The sequence below is a fragment of the Janthinobacterium aestuarii genome (assembly GCF_051380835.1).
Classification (GTDB): domain Bacteria; phylum Pseudomonadota; class Gammaproteobacteria; order Burkholderiales; family Burkholderiaceae_D; genus Janthinobacterium; species Janthinobacterium aestuarii.
In genome coordinates this window covers 122731-146748 of sequence record NZ_JBNYXU010000008.1, presented here as the reverse complement: position 1 = coordinate 146748, position 24018 = coordinate 122731, and the positions used below count along the sequence as shown (strand labels likewise).

Here is a 24018-nt window from a genome sequence, read left to right as displayed (position 1 = left end):
GTTCACCCCATAAAGACACCGGGATATAGTGGCCTTTCCCCGCTTACCGGTGTCTTTTATGTTGCGTTTTACCCTTTCTGCCTGTTTTTACGCCGCCCGGCACCAGCTGACCATGCAATGCATGGCGCAGTGGATGCCGATGCGTGCTCGTCCACGCATCCTCTAAGAACGCCTATCAAAATCTGCTGCGCGTCGTAATTTGCGGCCTGCGATGCTCACTGTACCTTCGTACAGTTGCGCTTCTCGATCGCAACTTACTTCCGCTCGCTACGGTTTTGTTAGGCGTTGTAAGTCACCCATACATTTCGTTGTCGTTTGCCCGCTGACCACCCGGTCCGCGTGCCCCTGCTCGGCCTTTTTTATCTGAAAAAGGCTGCAATCCCAATAAGAGGAAACCATGTTCAAACCACTCGCCATCAGTCTTGCCATCGCCGCCGCCTTTCCCGCCGTCTCCACCATCGCCCATGCCGAGGACGACATGCTGCGCGTCAACGTCACCGGATCGAATATCCGCGTCAGCGAAAAGGAGGGCGCCAGCGCCGTGCAGGTCATCACGGCCAAGGAATTGAAAGCCAGCGGCAAGACCAGCGTGTCGGACGTGCTGCGCGCCATCTCGGCCAACAGCGGCAACAGCTACAACGAACAATATACGGGCAGTTTCTCGGCCGGCACCTCGGGCCTGTCGCTGCGCGGCATCGGCCAGAAAAATACCCTGATCCTGGTGAACGGCAAGCGCGTGGCCAGCTATGCGACGGCGCAAAACCTGCAGGAAACCTTTGTCGATCTGAACAGCCTGCCGATGGCGGCCGTGCAGCGCATCGAGGTACTCAAGGATGGCGCCTCGTCGATCTACGGTTCCGATGCCGTGGCCGGCGTTGTCAACATCATCCTGTACAAGGAGTTTACGGGCACGGACATCACGGCGCAGTGGGGCGGCTCGACCGAAGGCACGGGCCAGCATGAAAAGAGCGCGGCGCTGCAGACGGGGTTCGGCAAGCTCGAGGAAGACGGCTACAGCCTGGTCTTCTCGATCGACGCGCAGCAGCGCGACAAGCTGCAGCAAAGCGACGTGGCGTGGATGCGCGATGCGGACTTCCGCAATCAGCAGCGTGGCGCGCTGGGCTGGGTAGCCACCAATTATGCGGGCAGCGATCCGACGCGGACCCTGGGCGGCGTGCGCGCACCGCTGCAGCTGGTCAATTATGGCGACATCACCCCCGGCAAGACGGGGCAAGTGCTCGCGTATAACCCGTCGCCGTATAAAACCCTGATCCCCGGCATCGAGCGCGTGCACACGGCCGCGCGCGCCACCTTCAAACTGAACGCAGACACGGAAGCGTACGTCGACTTGCTGCACAGTTATTCGCGCGCCGATCAGACCTTCAGCGCGCCGCTCACCGTCAACAATGCCACGCGCGTGTGGAACAACGCCACCCAGGCGCTCGACACCATTCCCGTCGTGCTGCCGATCGGCCACCCGAACAATCCGGGCACCACGCCCCTGCCGTTCACGGCCACCCTGTTCGACCTGGGACCGAGGCTGAAGCAGGACAAGGTCACCTTCTACCGCGCGCTGGCGGGCATCAAAGGCACGCTGGCGGGCTGGGACTGGGATGCGGCCGTGGGCCACTCGAGCAGCAAGCTGGAAGAAACCGTGCAGAACTTCGTCAACCGCTACGAATTCCAGAAGGTGCTGGCCGACGGCAGCTATAACTTCTTCGACCAGTCGCAAAACAGCGAAGCCGTGCGCAACCGTCTGCGCCTGTCGACCCTGCGTCCGGCCGAGTCGACTCTCGACACCGTCGATTTTTCGGCCGCGAAAGACCTGTGGCAATTGCCTGCCGGTCCGCTGGGCTTTGCCGCCGGCGCGCAGTGGCGCCGCGAAAAGATGGATTCGCAAACCTCGACGGCCGTGCTGTCGGGCACGGAGCTGCGTCCGGCCATCAACATCATCAACGGTTCGCGCAGCGTGTCGGCCCTGTTTGCCGAATTCAACGTGCCCGTCGTAAAAGACCTGTCCGTCAACCTGGCGGGCCGCGCCGACCATTACAGCGATTTCGGCAATGCGTTTTCGCCGAAAGCCAGCGCGCGCTACCAGGCGGCACCGTGGCTGCTGGTGCGCGGTACCGTGTCGCGCGGCTTCCGCGCGCCGTCGCTGCCGGAAATCACCGACAGCACGGCCGTCAGCTATACCGGCGTGATCGATCCGCGCGACCCGATTACGCCCACGCAGTCGCGCGGCGTGACGGTGATGACCATCGCCAATCCGAAGCTGCGCCCCGAGCGGTCGAATAACCTGAACCTGGGCGTGGTGGTATCGCCGACCAGCAGTTCGAGCATCGGCCTCGATTATTACCGCATCAAGCAGGATGGCGTGATCGGCACGGAAAGCGCCACCACCACTCTCGCCAACGAAGCGTCGGCGCCGCAGAAGATCACGCGCGATGCCGATGGCCGCATCACGACCCTGTACCGCCAGTACCGCAACCAGGGGCAGCGCGAAGTGTCCGGTATCGACCTCGACCTGCGCCAGCGCTTCGTCGACAAGGACTGGGGCAAGCTGACCCTGGCCGGCCAGTTGAGCCGCGTGCTGCGCTTTGCCGAACCGCTGTCCGACGGCGCGCCGCTCACCGATGGCGCCGGCACCAATTATTTCGGTTCGATTCCGAAATGGCGCGGCGTCACCTCGGCCACGTGGGAGCAGGGCAAGTGGTCGTCCACGCTCACCTGGAACTACGTGGGCAGCTATGCGCAAAACACGCATCTTGATGAATCCGTGGCCGCCTTCAGCACGTTTGACGTGACCACCAGCTGGCAAGTCACGCCAGCGGCGAACGTCACCTTCATCGTGCAAAACCTGGCCAACAAGCGCGCGCCGTGGGATTACTCTGCCTCGGGCTTCGACTATACGCAAGCCGACCCGCGCGGACGTTTCGCCTCGCTCAAGCTGAACTACAAGTTCTAACCGGCCGTTGCCTGCCGCTGCCCCGTCTGCTCCTGCAGGCGCTGGCGGTAGGCGCTGGGCGTGACGCCCATGCGTTCGCGGAAGGCCGTGGCGAAGTTGCCTGCGTTGTGAAAGCCGATCAGCAGGGCGATATCCTGCACGTCGATCTCGGTCTGCTGCAGCAGTTCCACGCCGCGGGCGATGCGCGCTTCGCGGATGAAGGCGAAGACCGTCATGCCCGTCTGCTCGCGGAACATCAGGGTTAGCTTTTCGCGGTAGGTGCCCACGCTGCGGGCGATTTCGGACAGGTTCGGCAGGCTGCCCAGGTTGTCGAGGATCAGTTGTTTGACGGCGTTGACGAACACGAGGTCCGGATGCTGCAGCTTGTCGCTGATCGGTGTCGTTGCTGGCAAGGTACTGTTGCTTTTACGCATCAAACCCAGGTGGATATGGATGCGCGCGGCCAGTTCTGCCGGCGTGAACGGCTTTGAAATGTAGTCGACGCCGCCCACCTGCAAGCCCATGATGCGCTCCTTGGCGGCATCGGCGCCGCTGAGAAAGATCACGGGTATCTGTTCCGTTTCGGGATTGGCCTTGAGCAAACGGCACGCCGTGTAGCCATCCATTTCAGGCATGCGCACGTCGAGCAGGATCAGGTCGGGATGCGTGGCCAGTGCCAGCTGGTAGCCCTGGTAGCCATTGAAAGCGATGCTGAATCGATAGGGCTGCTCGCTGAGCAGTTCCATCAGCATGCGCTGCTCGAACGCGGAATCATCCACGATCAAGATGTTCTTTCTGATGGTTTCGCTGGTCAATGGCATGGCATGGAAGACTTAACCAAATAGCAAGTTGTTGCTTATTATGCCCTGCTTTTTCTTTTTTTTCTGCTTTTCTCGTGTTTCAAAAGATGTTTCTCCGCCAGAAGAAGCGAGGATTTCCCAGATCGCCAATACTTCGCTCATGCATTGATTTTAAGCAATGTGGATTGCCAAAAAATCTGTTTTGCCAATGCCGCAAAAAATGCCGGAGTCCCCGGGTTCCTGACTCTTGGCACAAGTATTTTGTCGTCCTGGTTTGCGTGCCCGAGAAAACGCCGGCAATACCGTGACTATCCTCGATGCCCTTCATATTGGTGGGCTCATTAATGATGTTCCATCATCAGGAGGTATCATGTTGCGAGTTATTTTTCCCCGCCTTGTCGTTGCCGCCAGCGTGGCTGTTGCCGCCACGGCGCTCCTGCCGCGTGGCGCCGACGCCGCCGTGTATTTGAATGGCAGCGCCACCACCACCTTTGACGTTACCCTGAAAATCATCGCCAATTGCACCATCGCGGCGGCCAATCTCGACTTTGGCCAAAGTCAGGGTGTACTGGCTACTGCCGTGAACGTCAATACGACCGTGAACGTCACCTGCACCAACACCACGCTGTATAACGTGGGCTTGACGGCCGGCTCGGGCAGCGGCTCGAGCGGCACCACGCGCTACATGAGCGGCACGGGCGGCAATACGGGTACGGTGCAATTCAATCTGTACCAGGCGGCCGGCAGCACCTTGTGGGGCGATACCCAAGGCACGGATACCGTCGGCGGCACCGGCAACGGCTCATCGCAGCCGATCACGGTGTACGGCAATATTCCGCCGCAGGCGACGCCGGCGCCCGATACCTACAAGTCGACTATCACGGCCACCGTTTACTTTTAAGCCAGGCGCCGCGTGAAGGCCGCTGCTGTTTCCCTGATGAAAAGCGTGCTGGCGCTGCTGGCCTGCTGCGCCGCTGGCGTTCAGGGCGCCAATCTGCAGATTTCGCCGGTGACGCTCAATTTGCGCGCCCCACAGAATGCAGCGGGCATCAATTTGCAAAACCTCGGCGACCAGCCCATCTATGGACAGGTGCGGGTGTTCGCCTGGGAGCAGCGCGATGGCGAGGAAACCTTGGCGCCGACGCAGGAACTGGTGGCCAGTCCGCCGATCGTGGAAATCGCCGCCAACAGCCGGCAGACCATCCGCCTCGTGCGTGCCCAGGCTGGCCCCGTGGCGCAGGAAAAGACGTATCGCGTGCTCATCGATGAAGTCAGCCGCGAAGATGGGGCGGGCCGCAGCGGCATCGATATCCGCCTGCGCTATTCGGTGCCCGTGTTCGTGCTGCCGGCCGGTGCGCCGGGCAAGGAAATACTCGACTGGCAAGTGTTTCGCGAGCGGGGCGAGTGGATGTTGCGTGTCAAGAACAGCGGCAACTTCCATGCGCAGATCGGTGCGATGACGTTGACGAACCAAGCGGGCAAGGAATTTGTCATCAGCAAGGGGCTGTTTGGTTATGTCCTGGCGGCACGCATGCGCGTCTGGCGCCTGCCCGTCGCCAGGGAGGCCGAACTGGATGGACCGTTGAGTATTGCGGCAAACGTGAACGCAAAGGCGCTCGTTGCCACGAATTCGACACCTTGAACCGGGCCGCCATGGCGGGCGGGCTTGCCGCGAACCGGGTTAAACCATGAGACGCGCACTGGCATCCTTGCTGTTGCTGTTGCTGGCCATGGCACCGGTGGCCAGGGCCGATGGATCGGCCGCCGAGACGGGCGCCGATCCGGGACCGGCCAGCTTGCCGAGCGATCCGATGGCGCCGAACGAACTGTATCTGGAGGTGACTGTGAATGCTGAATCAACCGGGCTGATCTTGCGCTTTACCCAGGTGGGCAAAGGCTTGCGCAGCAGTGTGGCGAACTTGCAGCAGCTGGGGCTGGACCCGGCGCGCCTGCTCGCACCCGGTCAGACCGACGTGGCGCTCGATGCGATTCCCGGACTCAGCTATGACTATGATGCGGCGCGCCAGAGCGTGTCGCTGCAGGTGGCGGACGACTTGCGTTCGCCGTACCGCATCAACGCGCGCCTGGCCCCGCAGACGCCGCCGTCGCGCGTCACGCCCGGCGCCGTCCTCAATTACGAAGCCTATGCGGAACTGGGCCGGACGCGGCGCGCCGCCATCTTCAACGACTTGCGCTATTTCAATGACAGCGGCGTGTTCAGCAACACCGGCACTTTGAACCTGGGATCGGACCAGCGCAAATACATGCGTTTTGACACGTTCTGGAGCCACGCCGACCCCGAGACCCTGCAGACGTGGCAAGTGGGCGACCTGATTTCCTCCTCGCTCAGCTGGAGCCGCGTCGTGCGCGTCGGTGGTCTGCAGTGGCGCAAGAATTTCCAGCTGCGCCCCGACCTGCTGACTTTTCCCGTCGCCTCCTTCGACGGCACGGCGCTCGTGCCTTCGTCGCTGAGCCTGTACGTCAATGGCGTGCAGCAATATGCTGCCAGCGTGCCCAGCGGTCCGTTCGTGCTGAACCAGGTGGCCGGCATCAATGGTGCCGGACAAGCCACCATCATCACGCGCGATGCCCTGGGGCGCAGCGTGACGACCGTGCTGCCCCTGTATGTCGATACGCGCATGCTGGCTGCCGGCTTGAGCGATTATTCGGTCGAGGCGGGCGCCGTGCGGCGCGACTATGGCCGCCGCCTGTTCGGCTATGAGCGGCAGCTCGTTGCCAGCGCTTCCGTCCGCCATGGCGTCAGCGACAGCTTCACCATCGAAGGACATGCGGAACTGGCTGCCGGCCTGTATCAGGCGGGGGCGGGTGCTCTGGTGCGGCTGGGTCAGGCGGGCGTGCTCAGCGGATCGTTGTCGGCCAGCGCCGGCCGCAGCCGTGGCGCGCAGCTGGGCGCCGGCTACCAGTACATGGGGCCACGCTTCAGCGTCGACGTGCAAAGCGTGCGCGCGAGCGCCGGCTTTGGCGACCTGGCCTCGCGCGACGGCAGCCCCGTGGTGCGCGCGGCGGACCGCTTTACCGTCAGCCTGCCTTTGCCGGCGGGTAGCAGCATCAGCAGCAGCTATATCAGCTACCGCACACCGGGCGCGCCGCCATCGAAGCTGGCCACCGTGGGCTATTCGGCCACCCTGTTTCACGGCCTGTTCCTGAACGCCAGTCTGTTCCAGGATTTGCGGCAACGCGAGAAGCGGGGATTTTATGTCGGCCTGAGCATGGCTTTCGACAATAATCTGTCCATCAGCACGAGCGCCAGCCGGCAAAACGGCGAGAGCGGCCGCAGCGTCAGCGCGCAGCGCGCGGCGGACTTTGGCGGCGGCTTCGGCTGGAACTTGCAAGCTGGCACGGTGGGCGGCAATACCTACCGGCAAGCGCAAGTGGAATACCTGGGCAACGACGGCCGCGTGAGCGCGCGCACGCAAAGCAGCAGCATGGGCAATGCTTCCTCGCTGGGCGCGGCTGGCGCGCTGGTGCTGATGGATGGCCATGTCGAGACGGCGCGCCAGGTGGGCAACGGTTTTGCGCTGGTCTCCACTGGCGGCGTGGGCAATATTCCTGTGCTGCATGAAAATCGCCAGATCGGCGTGACGGGCAGGAGCGGCTATCTGCTGGTGCCGAATTTGAATCCCTATGGGAATAACCAGATCAGCATCGCCACGGATGAACTCGACGTCGACGCGCGCGTACCCGTGACCAATATGACGGTTGTGCCGCAGCACCTGGCCGGCGTGCTGGCGGCGTTTCCCGTCGAACGCTACAGCGCCGCCACCGTCATCGTGCAGGGCGCCGATGGCAAGCCGCTGGCCACGGGCTTGCCCGTGCTGCATGTACAAAGCGGCAGGCAGACGGTCGTGGGCTTTGACGGCATCATTTTCGTCGACGACCTGCGCGAACAGAATCAGTTGCACGTCGGCGAGGGCGACAGCGCGTGCACGGTCGGCTTTGCGTATGTGCGTCCGGCCGCAGGCGGCTTGCCCTTGATCGGGCCATTGCGTTGCGCGGCCGTTGCCGCCGGGGGAGGCCGCTGATGCGCCGCCTGCTGCCATGGCTGACCTTGCTGCTGGGCTGCGCCTGGGGTAGTGTGGCGCAGGCGGCCGATACCTGCACGGTCAGCATGACGAATATCAATTTTGGCTCCGTCAGCCCGATTTCCGGCACCGACTACGTGGCGCAGGCAACAGGCACCTTCAGCTGCCTGTTTTCGTCGCTGAACCTGGGACAGTTACTTACGCCCAATGCGCAAGTGTGCATCTCGCTGGGGCTGGGCACGAATTCCACCTCGGCCCTGCCGCGCAAGCTGGGCAATGGCAGCAACCGCATGGAGTACAACGTGTACGTGGACAGTTCATATGCGACGGCAAAAATCTGGGGGGGCGCCGGCGTGACAGGCGCGCCATCGACCTTCGGCATGACCCTGTCGGCCGGCTTGCTGGCCCCGCCCGGCACGTATTCCACCACCTTTACCGTGTACGCGAAGATTCCTGCCGGTACGGCCCTGGCCGCCGTGCCCACGGTCGCCAACGCCAATACCGTCTATGCGTCGAGCTTTGCCGGCGTGGGCACCTACACCTACACGACGTATGGCCTCGTCAACCTGCAGGGTTGCACGGCCACCAGCGGCAGCTTCGGTTTCACGGTGAGTGCCACGGCCGTCAACGACTGCACCATCGCGGCCAGCCCGATGGCATTCGCCAACGCCTCCATCCTGACGGGCAACTTGCGCAGCACCAGCACCTTGTCCGTGCGCTGCGTGAATAACAACGCCTACCAGATTGCCCTGAACGGCGGCAGCGTGGCGGCCAATGTGGCCAACCGGCAAATGAAAAACCTCTTAACGACGGACAAGGTCAGTTACCTGCTGTCATCCACGCTCGATGGTGCGCCCTGGGGTGATGGCACGGCAGGCACGAGCATGGTGACGGGCACGGGCACGGGCGCCAGCGTGCCGCTGACGATTTACGGCCGCGTGCCGGCGCAGGTGTCGCCGCGCCCCGGCGACTACAAGGACACGGTGACGGCAACGATTTATTTTTAGAACGTGACGGTAACGAGGCCGGCGCCCGATGGCGTCGCCTGCTGGTGCAGCAGATAAGGCGTGTTGTGCTGGCAGCGTACCTGGGTGATGTTGCGCTGCGAAACGATGGTGCACGCTTCCTGCACGACGAAGGTGGCCTGCAGCGTTGCGGAAGAGGCGGTACCGGCGGTGGTGGTCTGGCAAAGGGACAGGGCGAGCAGGGCAGGCAGTACGGCAAGCTTCATAGGGGGCATCGTGAACGCATCGAGTGAAAAACGGGCGTGGGCAGCAGCGCCGGAAGGCGTGGCTGGCACCGTTTTTCGCACCGGGATTGGGAGAGCAGAACCAGCCATGATTGTACTTGAACAAGGAAAGTGTGAGTTTTCGTGTATTTTCAGCCCGCCGCAGGGGCAAGCACCTCACTTTCAAAATGATAGTAACTAAGTTTCCGTGTTGCAACTGAAATTTTTTTCGATTGTTGTGTTGAATCAATGTGAGGAGATGGTCATGAAACATACCAACTTTAATAATTTGCCTTGCCCGATTGCGCGCAGCCTGGGCAAGGTGGGCGAATGGTGGAGCATCCTCATCCTGCGCGAAGCGTTTTATGGCAAGACGCGCTTCGACGAATTTGAAAAAAGCCTCAAGATCGCCCCGACCATCCTGACGCGCCGCCTGGCCGACCTGGTGGAAGGCGGCTTGATGACGCGCCGCCTGTATTGCGCCAAGCCACCCCGCTACGACTACGTGCTGACCAAGTCCGGACGCGCCTTCAAGCCCGTCTTGCTGGCGTTTATCGCCTGGGGCAATGAAAACTTTGCGCCGGAAGGCGCCAGCCTCGTCATCGCCAGCCGCGATACGGGCCTGGCCGCCGATCCGGTGCTGGTCGACGCCACGACGGGCTTGCCCATCAATGACGAGTATTACGCGTTCGCGCCAGGACCTGCCGCCAGCGACAGCATGCGCAGCATCATCCTCGACGCGGAAAAAAGCAGCGGCATCGCGCCCAAACCGAAGGCGCCGGCCGCCAACCGCGGCTGGGTGGCGGAAGGGCACCTGGCCTGAGACGCGCTGGCAGGCGCGCACCAGGTTTGGCGCAAAGCAAGACGGACTGCACGGCAAGGCGTTACCGTCGCACTATGCAATGCAAGTGCGGCGCAGGCCCGGCTGTGCAGGGTGAGGCGCCATCCGTGACCCGATGTCCGTTGAAGGAGTACTGCGATGACTACATTGCCGCAACACGCTTGCCGCGCCGCCACCGTGCTGGCGCTGGCTGCCCTGCTGGGCGCCTGTTCCCATGGCCCGCACCATCCGGGCAGCCAGGACGTCACCTTGACGGGCGCGCAGGAAGTGCCGGCCAATACCAGCACGGCCAGCGGCAGCGGCAATATCCGCGTCGCCGATGACCGCAGCGTCACCGGCGGCGTGCGCTACACGGGCATGGTGGCCACCGTCGCGCATATCCATGAAGCGCCGGCCGGCGCCAACGGCCCCGTCATCGTGCCCCTGGTGAAAACGGCCGAAGGCATGTTTGCCGTGCCGGCCGGCGCCATGCTGACGCCGCCCCAGTATGTGAGCTACCAGGCCGGCAACCTGTACGTGAACGTGCACAGCGCCGCCTACCCGGCCGGCGAGATCCGCGCCCAGCTGAAGCCATAGCCGCCACCCGCGCTTTCTCCGAAACCTCCTTGGGCCGCGCGAGCGGCCTTTTTTTGCGCCCGGCGGCCTGCCGCAGCACCGCGCTACAATGGCGCTTCATGCTGACCATCCTCGCCATCACCTTTCCCTTCTTCGCCCTGGTACTGTGCGGCTACCTGGCCGTGCGGCGCACGCTGCTGCCGCTGGCCGCTATCGGCGGCTTGAACAGTTTTGTCCTGTACTTCGCGCTGCCGTGCATGCTGTACCGTTTCGGCGCCGCCACGCCCATCGCGCAGCTGCTCGACGCCAGCGTGTTCGGCGTGTACCTGCTGTGCGCACTGATCATGGTGGGCGTCACGACGGCCATGACCCTGAGCCACCGCATCGACTGGAACAACGCCGCCTTCGGCGCGCTGGTGGCGGCCTTCCCGAATACGGGTTTCATGGGCGTGCCCCTGCTGTTGACCCTGCTGGGCCCCCGGTCCTCGGGCCCCGTCATCGTCACCATCATCGTCGACATGCTCATTACCAGCTCGCTGTGCATCGCGCTGTCGCGCATCGGCAGCGGCGGCGCGCACGGCAGCCGCGCCGCCGTCGCCAACGCCATGAAGGGCATGCTGGGCAACCCGATGCCGTGGGCGATCGTGCTGGGCGCCATGTCGTCGTGGCTGGAACTGGCCTTGCCCAAGCCATTGATGCAGACGGTGGGCCTGCTGGCCGACGCCGCCTCGCCGGTCGCCCTGTTTACCATCGGCGCCGTGCTGGCCCGTTCGCAAATGAGCACGGCCGATCCGGCGCCGCTGGGCGAGTATGTGCCCGTGGCGCTGAAAAAACTGCTGCTGCATCCGCTGCTGGTGTGGGGTATCGGCCACGCGTCCATCGCGCTGGGCGCGCCGCTCGATCCATTCGCGCTGACCTGCATGGTGCTGGTGGCTTGCCTGCCCAGCGCCAGCAACGTCTCGCTGCTGTCGGAGCGCTTCGGGGCAAATACTGCGCGCATCGCCCGCATCATTTTAGTGTCGACGGCGCTGTCGTTTTTGACGTTTTCGGCGGCCGTCAGCTGGCTGGCGTGACGTTGGCGGCGATCAGCGCGCCGAGTGCCTGCGCCGCACCGGGCTGGGTGCCGGCGGCCAGTTCGCGCGCCATGGTGGCCTGGTCCTGCATGCTGCGGTTCTGCCCCAGCTTCCATTTGCCCGTGATGCGCGTAAGGGGGATTTCGATGCCGACGATGACTTTCAGGAGTTTCTCGATATAGGCGGCCGGTGCATCGCTCACCCGCCATGGTGCGGCTTGATCTGCCTCATGGCGTGCCGTCAGCCGATCCACCAACCCCAGCAGCCACGCCGCGTCGTCGATGGCGCGCAGGGGACCGTGGGCGTGCACGACCGCGTAATTGAAGGTCGGCACCTCCTTGCCGCTGCGCTGCTTTTCCGCATACCAGGCGGGCGTGATGTAGGCGTGCGGGCCCTGGAAAATCACCATGCATTCATCGTTCCCGCCGGCGGCGCGCCACAGCGGATTGGCGCGCGCCACGTGAGCGCGCAGGATGCCGAATGGGGCGTCAAGCGTGGGCGCGGCGATCTCGAACGGCAGGTGGTCGGCGCACAAGCCATCGGTATCGTGGCGCACCAGCGCGCCCAGCGGATGCGCGTCGATCAAGCCATGCAGCACGTCGAGGCGCTCTTCGCGAAAGCTGGCGGGCGTGTACATTCAGGCGGCTCCTTCCACGACCACCTCGGCCGTCAGCGAATTGGCGATGTAGCAGCGCTCGTGCGCGTCGTGGTGCAGGGCGGCCAGCGCCTCGGGCGAGGGCGGCGTTCCCGCAAACGCGATGCGCGGACGCAGCACGATGCGCGTCATGGCCAGGCGGCCTTGTGCATTCTTGCCCAGTTGCCCGACGGCGTCGTCGCGGTAATCGTCGATGACGTAGCCGCGCTGCGCTGCCAGCGACAGGAAGAACAGCATGTGGCAGCTCGACGTGGCGGCCACCAGCGCTTCTTCCGGATCGATATTTGCCGCCACCGACATGGGCAGCGGCACGGACAGGGGCGACGACGAGGCGGCTACCGTCAGGCCGCCGTCGAACTGCCATTCATGGCCGCGGCTGTAGCGCTGGCCGGCGAAATCCTGGCCGTCGCGCTGCCAGGCCACGGTGGCGAAAAACTGATGCATGGGTGCTCCGCAAGAGTAGAGGGGAATGCGCCATCTTAGCGCCAGTCTTGGCTATTTAAAACAGCCAATAAGTGCTATATTGAAGCTGCCAATTCAAGAGTGCCGCCATGCCAGCTTCCCACCTGCACCAGATCATCGCCACCTTGCCGCTGCAGCGCGGCGCCAGCGAGCCGCTGTTCCGCCAGCTGTATGCGGCCATCAAGGCCGCCATCCTCAATGGCCGCATGAGTCCCGGCATGCAGCTGCCGCCCACGCGCGACTTTTGCCGCCTGCTGGCCGTGTCGCGCCAGACGGTGCTCAATGCGTATGCGCTTCTGACGGCCGAAGGCTACCTCGATGGCGCTGTGGGGCGCGGCACCTTCGTCAGCGTCGAGGTCCCGATGGCCGCGCCGCCCGCCAAGATGGAAGCGCCCGGCCTGCTGCGGCCCCTGTCGGCGCGCGGTCAGGGCGTGGTGACGGCCATGCGCCAGGTGGCATATCACCGTGGCCCGCTGCGGGCCTTCCGCGTCGGCATGCCGCGTATCGACCATTTCCCGTTCGACGTGTGGAATCGCCTGGAAGCGCGGCGCTGGCGCAGGCCCGACCACCATTTCGGCTACAGCGATCCGGCCGGCTACCTGCCGCTGCGCGAGCTGCTGTGCGTGTATCTGAAAGCGTCGCGCGGCGTCCAGTGCACGCCGCAGCAAATCGTCATCACCTCCGGTTCGCAGCAGGCGCTGTTCCTGCTGTCGACCATCCTGCTGGCGCCCGGCGACGCTGCCTGGATGGAGTCGCCCGGCTACCGGGGCGCCAGCGGCCCGCTGCGCGCGGCCGGCGCGCGCGTGTTTCCCGTTCCCGTCGATGCGCAGGGACTGGACGTGGCGTATGGCATAGCGCACTGTCCGCAGGCGAAGCTGGCGTACGTGACGCCATCGCACCAGATGCCGCTGGGCGTGAGCATGAGCTTGCCCCGCCGCCTGGCCTTGCTGGCCTGGGCCGCGCACAACAAAGCCTGGTTGGTGGAAGACGATTACGACAGCGAATACCGCTACGCGGGCGCGCCATTGGCTTCGCTGCAAAGCCTGGACCGGGCCGGCTGTGTGGTGTATGTCGGCACCCTGTCGAAAGTGCTGTTTCCTGGCCTGCGCCTCGGCTATATGGTGGCGCCGCCCGCGCTGGCCGAGGCGCTGGTGCAGGCCAAGGCCGTGATGGACCGGCACACGGCCATTGTGCCGCAGATGGCGCTGGCCGACTTCATCGCCGAGGGCCACTTTGGCCGCCATATCCGCCGCACGCGCGACAGCAATGCCGAACGGCGCGACTTGCTGGTGCGCGGCATCGCGCGCGAACTGGGCGACCAGCTCGCGTGCGGCCCGGCCGACAGCGGCCTGGAACTGTGCGCGTATTTTCGCGCCAGCCACGATGAAGAAAGCGTCGCGCGTGCAGGGCTGGAACGGGGCATCGAGTTGCGTCCGCTGGGCCACTATGCCGATCCGGCGGCAGGGCCCGAGTGCGCCACTCCACCAGGGCTGCTGTTGGGCTTTGCGGCCATTCCCCCCACCGAGATACAGCACGGCGTGCAGGAACTGGGACGCATCCTGCGCGGCCGATAAACTATACTGGCACTTGCCTGCACATGAAGAACACGACCATGACCACCATCCGCTGCTCCTGGGCCAACCCGGCCAATCCCCGCTATCTCGATTACCACGATACGGAGTGGGGCGTGCCCTGCCACGACGAGCGACGGCTGTTCGAGATGCTGAACCTGGAAGGCGCGCAGGCTGGCCTGAGCTGGGAAACCATCCTCAACAAACGCGACACCTACCGCGCCGCGTTCGATGACTGGGACGCGGAAAAGATCGCCGCGTATGGCCCGGACAAGGTGGCGCAGCTGCTGGCGGACCCCGGCATCGTGCGCAACCGCCTGAAGGTGGCGGCCGCCATCACGAATGCGCAAGCCTATTTGCGCCTGCGCGCACAAGGGCAGACCCTGGACAGTTTTTTGTGGGCATATGTCGATGGCCAGCCCATCGTCAACAGCTGGCAGCCGGGCGCATTTCCCGCCAAGACGGCCCTGTCCGACAAACTGTCGAAAGACTTGCTCAAGCTGGGCTTCAAGTTCGTCGGCTCGACCATCATCTACGCCTACATGCAGGGCATCGGCATGGTCAATGACCATGCGCCCACCTGCTTTTGCCGCGCGGGGCGCTGATGCACCGCGCGCTCGTCCTGCTCGACACGGATTTCGACGGCGCCCGCTTGAGCGCTGTCTGTGCGGCGCATGGCGGGCGCCGCCTGCATTACATCGCGCTGGCGCCGCGTCCCGTCGATGCACGCCACTTGCCCGAGCAGTGGCGTGCGCAATGGCCGCCCTGGGTGCCGGGCTTGCACCGCATGGTGTCGCACGATGGCCTCGTCACGCTCGATGTGCTGATCGGCGAGCCCGACGCCTGCCTGGCGCAATTGTCGGCGCGCGTCGATGAAGTGCACCTGGCCTGGGTGCCGCCAGCCACGCCGGTGCTGGCGCGCCTGATGGCCGATGGCGCCCGCCTGCAAGCCGTGCACCTGGACGAGGCGCAGCGCATGGCCCTGCAAAAGCATGGTTTTGTCTTCGACGAGAGCCGTTTGCGCGCCATGTTTTATGCGCGGCGCGGAGAATCCGTGAGCGCGGTGGTGCCCGAGCGGCGCGCCATCGTCATCGGCGCGGGCGTGGCCGGTGCGACCGCCTGCGAGCGGCTGGCCGCGCGCGGCTGGAAGGTGACCCTGATCGAACGCCACGCGCAGCCGGCCAGCGAGGCCTCGGGCAACCTGGCCGGCATCTTCATGCCCCTGATGTCGAAGGACGACAATATCGCCACGCGCCTCGTGCGCGCCGCCTACCTGTATTCGCTGAACCGCTGGAAAGACCTGGGCGGTATCGGTGCCGCTTTTGACGGCGCCCAATGCGGCGTGCTGCAACTGGCGCGCGACGGCGCGCATGCGCGGGTGCAGCGGCAGATCGCCGCCAGTGGCCTGTATCCGCGCGAATTCGCCCGCTGGCTGGAAGCGCCCGAGGCGACCGCCATGCTGGGCGCGCCGGCGCCCGATGGCGCCTGGTGGTTCGAACAGGGCGGCTGGGCGCGTCCGTCCTCCGTCTGTGCCACCATGCTCGACGCCTGTGGCAGTTTGCTCACACGGCACTTTTCCAGCAGCGCCCTGGGCCTGGAGCGTGGCGACCAGGAATGGCTGGTGCGCGATGCGGACGGCACCCTGATCGCGGCCGCGCCCAACGTCATCCTGGCGGCAGGCACGGGTGCCATCGATTTTGAGCAGGCGGCCGGCTTGCCGCTGGACGCCGTGCGCGGCCAGGTCACGCACCTGGCCGAAGCCAGCTTGCCACCGTTGCCGTTCGTCGTCTGCCGCGAAGCCTACATGACGCCGGCGCACGAGGGCATCGTGTGCGTGGGCGCCAGTTACGATGCGGACGCGGACGCCCGCTTGCGCCTATCGAGCCAGGAAGACAATATCGCGAAGATCGCCGACATCCTTGGTGTCGCCCCGTTCGACGCGCCGCTGGCCGGCCGCACGGGATTTCGCTGCGTGGCGCCGGACCGCCTGCCGCTGGTAGGTGCCTTGCCCGACCCCGGCGTACCGGGCCGCTGCGAGCGCCTGCGCGACGTGCCGCGCTGGCCCGGCCTGCATGGCTTGCTCGGTTACGCCTCGCGCGGCCTGATCTGGGCGCCGCTGGCGGCCGAGCTACTGGCGTGCCAGCTGGAGGGGGAGCCGCTGCCGCTGGAACGCCAACTGGCAGAGGCCCTGGATCCTGCGCGGTTTTTATTGCGCGAACGGCGCCGCGCTATTTAAGCGGTGCGGCAGATCAAGTGAGAGCTGGTGTCAGACCCGGCGGGTCTGACACCATATACGTTTTTCAGCTTTCCAAACTCTTTTTAATTTGTTTTCCGAACAACATAAGTTCGCTACAGTGGACTCGTGCTGGTTTTTGACGACGGAATAAAGAGGTGGAAAGATGGCTGCTGCAGAACTGATTTTCGATCCCCGCGCCGCGCACGGCGAGGCGGCGTTTGACGAAGTGCTCAATCTGGCGCGTACCCAGGCGCAGGCGCAGGGCTTGCCGTATGCGGGCATCTTCAGCGCGCAGGATGCATGGCAGCTGGTGCAGGCCGGCAAAGCCGCGCTGGTCGACGTGCGCACGCATGAAGAACGCACTTTCGTCGGCTACGTGCCCGCCTCGCTGCACGTGGCGTGGGCGACCGGCACGGCCATGAACCGCAATCCCCGCTTTACGCGCGAACTGGAAGCGAAGGTGGGCGGCAAGGATGCCGTCGTGGTGCTGCTGTGCCGCAGCGGCAAGCGCTCGGCCGCGGCCGCCGAAGCGGCCGCCAAGGCCGGTTTCACGCACGTCTTCAATATCGCGCAAGGCTTCGAGGGCGACCTCGACGAGCAGCAGCAGCGTGGCCACAGCGGTGGCTGGCGCTGGCATGCGCTACCCTGGCTGCAAGATTAATTTTCTTCCCGGGACCACCATGAACCAGCGAGCCATTCCCCCTGCCTCCCTTGCCGCGCAGCCGCAATGGGAACTGCGCCAGATCGTCGATGAATTGCGCGCCGTGCGCGAGCAGTGGCGCGAAGGATTGGCCAGCAATCAGGAGTGCGGCGCGCGCGAATTCCCGTCGCGCCAGCATTTGCGCGACATCGTCGGCGCCCTGTGCGCGGCCCTGTTCCCGATGCGCCTGGGCCCCCTCGACCTGCAGCAGGACAGCGAAGATTTTTTTGTCGGCCACACGCTCGACACGACCCTCACGGGCTTGCACGAACAGGTGCGGCGCGAACTCAGCTACCACGCGCGCCAGCACGGCTTGCAGCAGACGGTGTCCATCGAACAGCAGGCGCTGGCGATCGTGCAACGCTTCGCCCGCGCACTGCCGCGCATCCGCGCCCAGCTCGACACGGACGTGGCGGCCGCCTTCCATGGCGACCCGGCCGCGCACAGCGTCGATGAAGTGCTGCTGTGCTATCCGGGCATCCTGGCCATCATCCATTACCGCCTCGCCCACACCTTGTATGCGCTCGGCGCGCCGCTGGTGGCGCGCATCATCGCCGAAGTAGCTCATTCGCAGACGGGCATCGACATCCACCCGGGCGCCATCATCGGCAGCAGCTTTTTCATCGACCATGGCACGGGCGTGGTGATCGGCGAGACGGCCATCATCGGCGAGCGGGTGCGCATTTATCAAGCCGTCACCTTGGGCGCCAAGCGCTTTCCCGCCGGCGCCGACGGCGTGCTGGAAAAGGGACTGGCGCGCCATCCCATCGTGCAGGACGACGTGGTCATTTATGCGGGCGCGACGATCCTCGGGCGCGTGACCATCGGCCAGGGTTCCGTCATCGGCGGCAATGTCTGGCTGACCCGCAGCGTGGCGCCAGGCAGCCATGTCACGCAAGCGCACAACCAGCAAGAGGCACCGGAGCCGCCGGCGCCATCCCACCCCGCCTTTGCCCACCACCCATGAGGACAGCATGTTGATCAAACAGTTTGGACTGGCCGTGCGCCAGTTGCGCGAAGGGCATGGCTGGTCGCAGGAGCGCCTGGCCGAAGCGGCCGATTTGAACCGTTCGTTCATCGGCGAAATCGAACGGGGTGCCGCCACGCCGTCGCTGCTGACGGTGGAAAAGCTGGCCGGCGCGCTGGGCATCGGCCTGGCCGGATTGATGGCGCGCTGCGAGCCGGAATTGGTGGATTAAAGCGGATCGATTAAACGTCGCGTTGATGGCGATAGCATGTTGAGAAGAATGGGGAGACGCTCGATACTTTATTCGTTTTTCGGATAAGCATATTCACTTTTCTCATCAGGAGTAGTCATGGCAGAAGCAACAGAGAACCAGTTCGCGCTGGGCGATAACGCCGCGCGCCAGCTGGCCAATGCAAGCAAGAGCGTCCCCCAGTTATCCACGATCACGCCGCGCTGGCTCGTGCACCTGCTGCAATGGCTGCCCGTGGAAGCGGGTATCTACCGCCTCAATCGCGTAAAAAACCCGAAGGACGTGCGCGTCGCCTGCTCGCAGCGCGACGAGTCGGAACTGCCGCAAACCTTCGTCGACTACGACGACCAGCCGCGCGAGTATTTTCTCAATGCCGTCAGCACGGTGCTCGACGTGCACACGCGCGTATCGGACCTGTACAGCAGCCCGCACGACCAGATCAAGGAGCAGCTGCGCCTGACCATCGAGACGATCAAGGAACGCCAGGAAAGCGAGTTGATCAACAATCCCGATTACGGACTGCTGGCCAGCGTACATGACGACCAGCGCATCTTTACCCTGACGGGCGCACCGACGCCGGACGACCTCGACGAACTGCTGACGAAAGTGTGGAAGGAGCCGGGCTTCTTCCTCGCCCACCCGCTGGCCATTGCCGCCTTTGGCCGCGAATGCACGCGCCGCGGCGTGCCGCCGCCGACGGTCAGCCTGTTCGGTTCCCAGTTCCTCACGTGGCGCGGCGTGCCGCTGGTGCCATCGGACAAACTACCGATCGAAGACGGCAAGACGAAGATCATTTTGCTGCGCGCGGGCGAACAGCGCCAGGGCGTGATCGGCCTGTTCCAGCCTGGCCTGGCGGGCGAGCAAAGCCCGGGCCTGTCCGTGCGCTTCATGGGCATCAACCGCCACGCGATTTCGTCCTATCTGATTTCGCTGTATTGCTCGCTGGCCGTGCTGACCGACGATGCGCTGGCCGTACTGGAAGACGTGGAGATCGGTAAATACCATGACTACCCAGACACCTACAAGTGATGGCGCGGCGGGCTTGCCTGTCGTCCCGTTCTTACCCGACGAAGCGACCTTGAACCGCCTGGCCGGTGAATTCTTTGCCCGCTTGCCGGGGTTGGCCCCCGCCTCGGACAAGTCGCCCAGCCTCGGCGGTTCCGGCAGCGTGCTCGATGCGGCGCCCCGCTATGCGAACCGTCCGCCGCCGCAGCCCGGCCCTTCCTTCGCCGCCATCGCCCCCGGCGTGGCGACGGCGCAAGTGCCGCCCGTGACGGCGCCGCTGGAAGCTCCGATTGCGCCGGCGCCCGCATCGATTCCCACGCCGCGTGCGTCCTCCCTCGGTGCGCCGTCGCCCTACTATTTTGTCGGCGGCGCGCATGGCTATCCGGCGTCGGACGGCAAGCTCGATGGCCTGGCGCAGCAGGGGCTGGGACAGGCCGCGCCGCAGCAGGCACCCGCGCGCCAGCTGTCCGTATCGCCGGCTAACAGCCAGCCCGTGTTCTATTTCCAGACCGAGCTGCCCTCGGCGACGAAGCCCGGTCAACACCAGCCGCCGGCGCCATTCGACGTGCATGCCGTGCGGCGCGATTTTCCCGTGCTGGCCGAGCGGGTCAACGGCAAGCCGCTGGCCTGGTTCGACAATGCGGCCACCACGCACAAGCCGCAGTCGGTGATCGACCGCGTGTCGTATTTTTATGCGCACGAGAATTCGAACATCCACCGCGCGGCGCACGCATTGGCGGCGCGTGCCAGCGACGCGTACGAGGCCGCGCGCGCCAAGGTGGCCAATTTCCTCGGCGCGGCTTCGCCTAACGAGATCATTTTCGTGCGGGGCGCCACCGAGGGCATCAATCTGGTCGCCAATACCTTTGGCCGCAAATACATCGGCAGCGGCGACGAGATCATCGTCTCGCAGCTCGAGCACCACGCCAACATCGTGCCGTGGCAGCAGCTGGCGGCGGAAAAGGGCGCGACCCTGCGCGTGATTCCCGTCGACGACAGCGGGCAGGTCATCCTCGATGAATTCCGCAAGTTGCTCAACGGCCGCACCAGGCTCGTGTCCGTGACGCAGGTGTCGAATGCATTGGGCACCGTGACGCCCGTGGCGCAGATCATCGCGCTGGCGCATGCGGCCGGCGTGCGCGTGCTGGTCGACGGGGCGCAAGCCGTGTCGCATTTGCGCGTGGACGTGCAGGCGCTGGGCGCCGATTTCTATGTCTTCTCGGGCCACAAGGTATTTGGCCCGACGGGGATCGGCGCCGTGTATGGCAGGGCGGACTTGCTCGAGCAATTGCCGCCATGGCAGGGCGGCGGCAACATGATCGCCGACGTCACGTTCGAGCGCACCGTCTACCAGGGCGTGCCGAACCGTTTCGAGGCGGGCACGGGCAATATCGCCGATGCCGTGGGCCTGGGCGCGGCCATCGATTACGTGCAGCGCATCGGCCTGGAAAACATCGCCGCTTACGAGCACGCGCTGCTGGAATACGCGACGCACCAGCTGCAATCGATTCCCGGCGTGCGCCTGATCGGCACGGCGCTCGACAAGGCCAGCGTGGCCTCGTTCGTGCTGGCCGGCTACGAGCCGGCGGAAGTGGGGCGCGCGCTGAACGACGAGGGCATCGCCGTGCGCTCGGGCCACCATTGCGCCCAGCCGATCCTGCGCCGCTTCGGCGTGGAAGCGACCGTGCGGCCGTCGTTTGCCTTCTACAACACGTATGAGGAAATCGACCGCATGATCGTCGTGGTCAAACGCCTGGCGGGCGCGCGCCGCTGATCTTGCCTGCTTGTCAAGCTGATGCCGCCCCTGCGCAAGCGGGGGCGGCATTGTTGCGTCATGTCACGGACTTTGCGCGCGGCTGGCTGGCGTCCGCAGGCTGGCGGTATAATTTATCCTTGGCAATATTGAAGCTGCGGCCCAAGGAGATATCCGGTGGAAGATCAACACAGCTCGCCCGAGCTTTTCCTGTTCCTGGCATCGACCGTGCACGACATGAAAAACTCGATCAGCGTGGTCAGCGGCACTCTGGAGTCGCTGCTGGCGGCCGAGCAGGCGAAAACACCCCCCCAGGCCGACCCCGCCTACCTGCAGATGGCGCAGATGCTGTACCAGACCAAGCGTCTCAACGATAACCTGATTCAGCTGCTGGCCCTGTACAAGGAAGTGGGCAAGCCCGGCTACCCGTTCGACGTGCAGCCGCAGCTGGTGAGCCAGGTGGTCGACCAGGTGGTGGACCAGGAAAAGATCCTGCTGGCGTCGAAAGGCATCGCCCTGGAGACGGCCTGCCCGCCGGAGCTGATCTGGACCCTCGATGAAGACCTGGTCATCGGCGTGCTCGCGCATGCGATCAATAACGCCATCCGCTACACGAAAGACACGATCCGCCTGTCCGTGCGGGAGCACGGCGGCATGCTCGAGCTGCGCGTGGAAGACAATGGCGACGGCTATACGCAGGCCTTGCTCGACGCAGGCAGCGCGGCCATGGATGGCATGGCGGCCGGCGTGAATTTTTCTACCAACAGCACGGGCCTGGGCCTGTATTTTTCCAGCGAAGTGGCAAAGATGCACAAGCACCGGGGCAGCAGCGGCAGCATCGCCCTGGAAAATGGCGGCGCCCTGGGCGGCGGCTGTTTCATCCTGCGCCTGCCCTGAACGAGGACTCCATGACGACAGACAGCCACGCCACGGCCGCCGAAGCGGGCAGCACCGACTGGGCCGACAAACATTATCTGCTGGTCGATGACTTCATCGGCATCCGCATCTTGCTGCGCGAATCGTTGCGCAATCTGGGCGCGCGTCATATCGACCAGGCAGCCAGCGGCGGTGAAGCCATGAAGCTGCTGGCCAAGACGCGCTACGACGTGGTGCTGTGCGATTACAACCTGGGCGAAGGCAAGAACGGCCAGCAAGTGCTGGAAGAGACGCGCGTGCGCAACCTGACGGCGCCGTCCAGCGTCTGGCTGATGGTGTCGGCCGAGAAAAGCGTGGAATCCGTGATGGGCGCGGCCGAGCACCAGCCCGACGCGTATCTGATCAAGCCGATCACGGAAGGCGTGCTGCTGACGCGCTTGAACCGCGTGTGGCACAAGAAGCAGGTGTTTCGTGAAATCGACCAGGCCTGCATGGAAAAAGATTATTTGCGCGCGGCCAAATTGTGCGACGCGCAGATCGAAGTCAACAAGCTGCACGAGCTGGAATTGCTGCGCATGAAGGCGTCGTTGCTGCTGAAAAGCGGCGAGCCGGAAAAGGCCCGCGCCGTGTACGAAAAAGTGCTGGCCGACCGTGATTACAGCTGGGCCAAGGCGGGCCTGGGCAAGATCCGCATGAACAACGGCGAGCACGAGGCGGCGCGGCAGATTTTCCAGGGCGTGATCGTCGAAAACAAGTACTACATCGATGCCTATGACCAGATGGCCGTCGCCTACCAGCTGATGGGCCAGCACGAGGAAGCGTGCGGGGTGCTGGAAAAGGCGGCGCGCCTGTCGCCCAATTCCGTGCCGCGCCAGCGCAACCTGGGACTGGCGGCCCTGAAAGTCGGCAATGTCAGCATGGCGGAAAAGGCTTTTCGCAAATGCATCTCTATCGGCGAGTTTTCCGTTATGAAAACGCCGGATGCCTACCTGGGCCTGGCGCGCGTGTGCGGCCTCAAAAAGGATGCCAAGGAGGCGCTGCAATGGCTGCTGCTGGCGCAGCGCGAATTCTCGCCCGAGCAGATCGGGCTGCGCGCGAAGATCACGGAAGGCATGGTGCACCACGAAACGGGCGACTACCGGCGCGCGCGCAAGTGCGGCGATGAACTGGAAGCCATGCTGCTCGAAGACCCGGCGCGGCCCGAGAAAAGCATTTGCATGGAACTGGCGACCCTGCTGTTTGCCGTCGGCGTCAAGGATGCGCCGGCCGGCCTGCTGTGCTATGTGGTGAAGAACAACCACGACAACCAGGTGGTGCAGGACGAGGTGCAAAAGATCTTCGACAAGGCGAAGATGGGCGACGAGGGCACGAGCCTGATCATCGCCTCGCGCAAGGAAGCGTCGGACTTGATGAACAAGGGCGTGCTGCTGTGGAAGACGGACAAGCTCAACGAAGCGGTGGCCTGGATGCGTACGGCGCGCGAAAAGCTGCCGAACAATCTGCGCATCCTGTTCAATTCCGCGCAAATCATCGTCTCGTTCCTGGAGCAGCGCGGCTACCAGGCGGAATTGGCGGCCGAAGCCATGGAAGTGTTGTTGTATGTGGACAAAATTGCACCAGGCCAGCAGCGCTTCGCGCAATTGATGGAGCAACTGGTGCAGCTGACGCCGCCCGCACCGGAAGAGGCCGTCGTGGTAGCGGAAAAAGCGCCGCCGGCGCCGGAAAAAGGGGGAAAAGTCGTGCGTGAGCGTGCCGGATGATAAACTAGGGGCCAGCGTGGGTTCGCCTGCGCTTGAGTTGCTCTACAACAATAAGGAAGAAACTATGCGTGATGTGGTCAATGAAGTATACAAAAAAATGAAAGTCGGCGCCGTTGCCTGGGTACGCCCGGTCGCCGCCAAGGGAGACACGCTGGAAACATTCCAGTCTTCGTACGAGCACGCCAAGGCGCTGGCCGACGAAGGCCTGATCACGATCGGTGACGTAAAACGCCAAGCCGACAATCAGATCGAGGCGATCCGCATTCATCGTATCGCCTGATCATATCGCCAGCTTGAAA

General features: G+C 64.4%; 24 protein-coding genes. 19 read left to right on the top strand and 5 right to left on the bottom strand.

The window, feature by feature from the left end:
• Nucleotides 1–397: 397 nt before the first annotated feature.
• A complete protein-coding gene (locus ACQ4WO_RS20790) occupies nucleotides 398–2965 on the top strand; it encodes a TonB-dependent receptor (protein ID WP_436483074.1) in 2568 nt (855 codons plus the stop codon).
• Here the strand turns inward: ACQ4WO_RS20790 and ACQ4WO_RS20785 are convergent.
• The gene (locus tag ACQ4WO_RS20785; RefSeq protein WP_436483073.1) at nucleotides 2962–3765 is read right to left on the bottom strand and encodes a response regulator transcription factor; all 804 of its coding nucleotides are present in this window, start codon (nucleotides 3763–3765) and stop codon (nucleotides 2962–2964) included. The two genes, ACQ4WO_RS20790 and ACQ4WO_RS20785, sit on opposite strands and share 4 nt — an antisense overlap.
• 12 nt (nucleotides 3766–3777) lie before the next feature.
• The gene (locus tag ACQ4WO_RS20780; RefSeq protein ID WP_436483072.1) at nucleotides 3778–3906 is read right to left on the bottom strand and encodes a hypothetical protein; all 129 of its coding nucleotides are present in this window, start codon (nucleotides 3904–3906) and stop codon (nucleotides 3778–3780) included.
• Between the two features lie 208 nt (nucleotides 3907–4114).
• Here ACQ4WO_RS20780 and ACQ4WO_RS20775 point away from each other — a divergent pair, with 208 nt between their 5' ends.
• The 4 genes from ACQ4WO_RS20775 to ACQ4WO_RS20760 are packed head-to-tail and all read left to right on the top strand — an operon-like array spanning nucleotide 4115 to nucleotide 8794.
• Nucleotides 4115–4645, top strand: a complete 531-nt coding sequence (locus ACQ4WO_RS20775) for a Csu type fimbrial protein (RefSeq protein WP_436483070.1) — start codon at nucleotides 4115–4117, stop codon at nucleotides 4643–4645.
• A 12-nt stretch (nucleotides 4646–4657) separates the two neighbouring features.
• Entirely contained in the window at nucleotides 4658–5386 is a 729-nt protein-coding gene (locus ACQ4WO_RS20770; protein WP_223279080.1) for a fimbrial biogenesis chaperone, read from the top strand.
• Between the two features lie 46 nt (nucleotides 5387–5432).
• The gene (locus ACQ4WO_RS20765) at nucleotides 5433–7787 is read left to right on the top strand and encodes a fimbria/pilus outer membrane usher protein (RefSeq protein WP_436483068.1); all 2355 of its coding nucleotides are present in this window, start codon (nucleotides 5433–5435) and stop codon (nucleotides 7785–7787) included.
• Nucleotides 7787–8794 (top strand): Csu type fimbrial protein, encoded by a 1008-nt coding sequence (locus tag ACQ4WO_RS20760; protein WP_436483067.1) that lies wholly within the window; start codon nucleotides 7787–7789, stop codon nucleotides 8792–8794. The genes ACQ4WO_RS20765 and ACQ4WO_RS20760 overlap by 1 nt, the downstream gene beginning before the upstream one ends.
• Here ACQ4WO_RS20760 and ACQ4WO_RS20755 read toward each other — a convergent pair.
• A complete protein-coding gene (locus ACQ4WO_RS20755; RefSeq protein WP_436483066.1) occupies nucleotides 8791–9018 on the bottom strand; it encodes a hypothetical protein in 228 nt (75 codons plus the stop codon). The two genes, ACQ4WO_RS20760 and ACQ4WO_RS20755, sit on opposite strands and share 4 nt — an antisense overlap.
• A 262-nt stretch (nucleotides 9019–9280) precedes the next feature.
• Between ACQ4WO_RS20755 and ACQ4WO_RS20750 the strand changes: the two genes are divergently transcribed.
• The 3 genes from ACQ4WO_RS20750 (at nucleotide 9281) to ACQ4WO_RS20740 (ending at nucleotide 11484) form a co-directional block, all read left to right on the top strand.
• Nucleotides 9281–9838 carry a winged helix-turn-helix transcriptional regulator gene (locus ACQ4WO_RS20750; RefSeq protein ID WP_034753667.1) on the top strand — a complete coding sequence of 186 codons (558 nt, stop codon included), beginning with the start codon at nucleotides 9281–9283 and terminating at the stop codon, nucleotides 9836–9838.
• 156 nt (nucleotides 9839–9994) lie between these two features.
• Nucleotides 9995–10432: a CHRD domain-containing protein gene (locus tag ACQ4WO_RS20745; protein WP_436483065.1), complete on the top strand. Its 438-nt coding sequence runs from the start codon at nucleotides 9995–9997 to the stop codon at nucleotides 10430–10432.
• A gap of 98 nt (nucleotides 10433–10530) precedes the next feature.
• Nucleotides 10531–11484, top strand: a complete 954-nt coding sequence (locus ACQ4WO_RS20740) for an AEC family transporter (protein ID WP_436483064.1) — start codon at nucleotides 10531–10533, stop codon at nucleotides 11482–11484.
• Here the strand turns inward: ACQ4WO_RS20740 and ACQ4WO_RS20735 are convergent.
• On the bottom strand, nucleotides 11468–12121 hold the full coding sequence (locus ACQ4WO_RS20735; protein WP_436483063.1) for an FMN-binding negative transcriptional regulator: 654 nt from the start codon (nucleotides 12119–12121) through the stop codon (nucleotides 11468–11470). The genes ACQ4WO_RS20740 and ACQ4WO_RS20735 overlap by 17 nt on opposite strands.
• Nucleotides 12122–12583 carry an OsmC family protein gene (locus ACQ4WO_RS20730; RefSeq protein ID WP_436483062.1) on the bottom strand — a complete coding sequence of 154 codons (462 nt, stop codon included), beginning with the start codon at nucleotides 12581–12583 and terminating at the stop codon, nucleotides 12122–12124.
• A gap of 107 nt (nucleotides 12584–12690) precedes the next feature.
• Between ACQ4WO_RS20730 and pdxR the strand changes: the two genes are divergently transcribed.
• From pdxR to ACQ4WO_RS20675, 11 genes are all read left to right on the top strand, one after another.
• On the top strand, nucleotides 12691–14175 hold the full coding sequence (gene pdxR, locus ACQ4WO_RS20725) for a MocR-like pyridoxine biosynthesis transcription factor PdxR (protein ID WP_436483061.1): 1485 nt from the start codon (nucleotides 12691–12693) through the stop codon (nucleotides 14173–14175).
• 38 nt (nucleotides 14176–14213) lie between these two features.
• The gene (locus ACQ4WO_RS20720) at nucleotides 14214–14777 is read left to right on the top strand and encodes a DNA-3-methyladenine glycosylase I (RefSeq protein ID WP_436483184.1); all 564 of its coding nucleotides are present in this window, start codon (nucleotides 14214–14216) and stop codon (nucleotides 14775–14777) included.
• Complete coding sequence (gene mnmC1, locus ACQ4WO_RS20715; RefSeq protein ID WP_436483060.1) at nucleotides 14777–16408, top strand: FAD-dependent 5-carboxymethylaminomethyl-2-thiouridine(34) oxidoreductase MnmC1; 1632 nt, start codon at nucleotides 14777–14779, stop codon at nucleotides 16406–16408. The genes ACQ4WO_RS20720 and mnmC1 overlap by 1 nt, the downstream gene beginning before the upstream one ends.
• Before the next feature lie 163 nt (nucleotides 16409–16571).
• Nucleotides 16572–17069: a rhodanese-like domain-containing protein gene (locus ACQ4WO_RS20710; protein ID WP_436483059.1), complete on the top strand. Its 498-nt coding sequence runs from the start codon at nucleotides 16572–16574 to the stop codon at nucleotides 17067–17069.
• 19 nt (nucleotides 17070–17088) lie between these two features.
• Complete coding sequence (gene epsC / locus ACQ4WO_RS20705) at nucleotides 17089–18075, top strand: serine O-acetyltransferase EpsC (protein ID WP_436483058.1); 987 nt, start codon at nucleotides 17089–17091, stop codon at nucleotides 18073–18075.
• 7 nt (nucleotides 18076–18082) lie between these two features.
• Complete coding sequence (locus ACQ4WO_RS20700; RefSeq protein WP_034784364.1) at nucleotides 18083–18307, top strand: helix-turn-helix domain-containing protein; 225 nt, start codon at nucleotides 18083–18085, stop codon at nucleotides 18305–18307.
• A 117-nt stretch (nucleotides 18308–18424) separates the two neighbouring features.
• Entirely contained in the window at nucleotides 18425–19354 is a 930-nt protein-coding gene (locus ACQ4WO_RS20695) for a family 2A encapsulin nanocompartment shell protein (RefSeq protein WP_034784363.1), read from the top strand.
• Entirely contained in the window at nucleotides 19329–21104 is a 1776-nt protein-coding gene (locus ACQ4WO_RS20690) for a family 2A encapsulin nanocompartment cargo protein cysteine desulfurase (protein WP_436483057.1), read from the top strand. Before ACQ4WO_RS20695 ends, ACQ4WO_RS20690 begins: the two co-directional genes overlap by 26 nt.
• A gap of 156 nt (nucleotides 21105–21260) precedes the next feature.
• Nucleotides 21261–21980 carry a sensor histidine kinase gene (locus ACQ4WO_RS20685; RefSeq protein WP_436483056.1) on the top strand — a complete coding sequence of 240 codons (720 nt, stop codon included), beginning with the start codon at nucleotides 21261–21263 and terminating at the stop codon, nucleotides 21978–21980.
• 11 nt (nucleotides 21981–21991) lie between these two features.
• Complete coding sequence (locus ACQ4WO_RS20680) at nucleotides 21992–23719, top strand: response regulator (RefSeq protein ID WP_436483055.1); 1728 nt, start codon at nucleotides 21992–21994, stop codon at nucleotides 23717–23719.
• Nucleotides 23703–23999 carry a hypothetical protein gene (locus ACQ4WO_RS20675; protein ID WP_223279079.1) on the top strand — a complete coding sequence of 99 codons (297 nt, stop codon included), beginning with the start codon at nucleotides 23703–23705 and terminating at the stop codon, nucleotides 23997–23999. Before ACQ4WO_RS20680 ends, ACQ4WO_RS20675 begins: the two co-directional genes overlap by 17 nt.
• The last annotated feature ends 19 nt before the right edge of the window (nucleotides 24000–24018 follow it).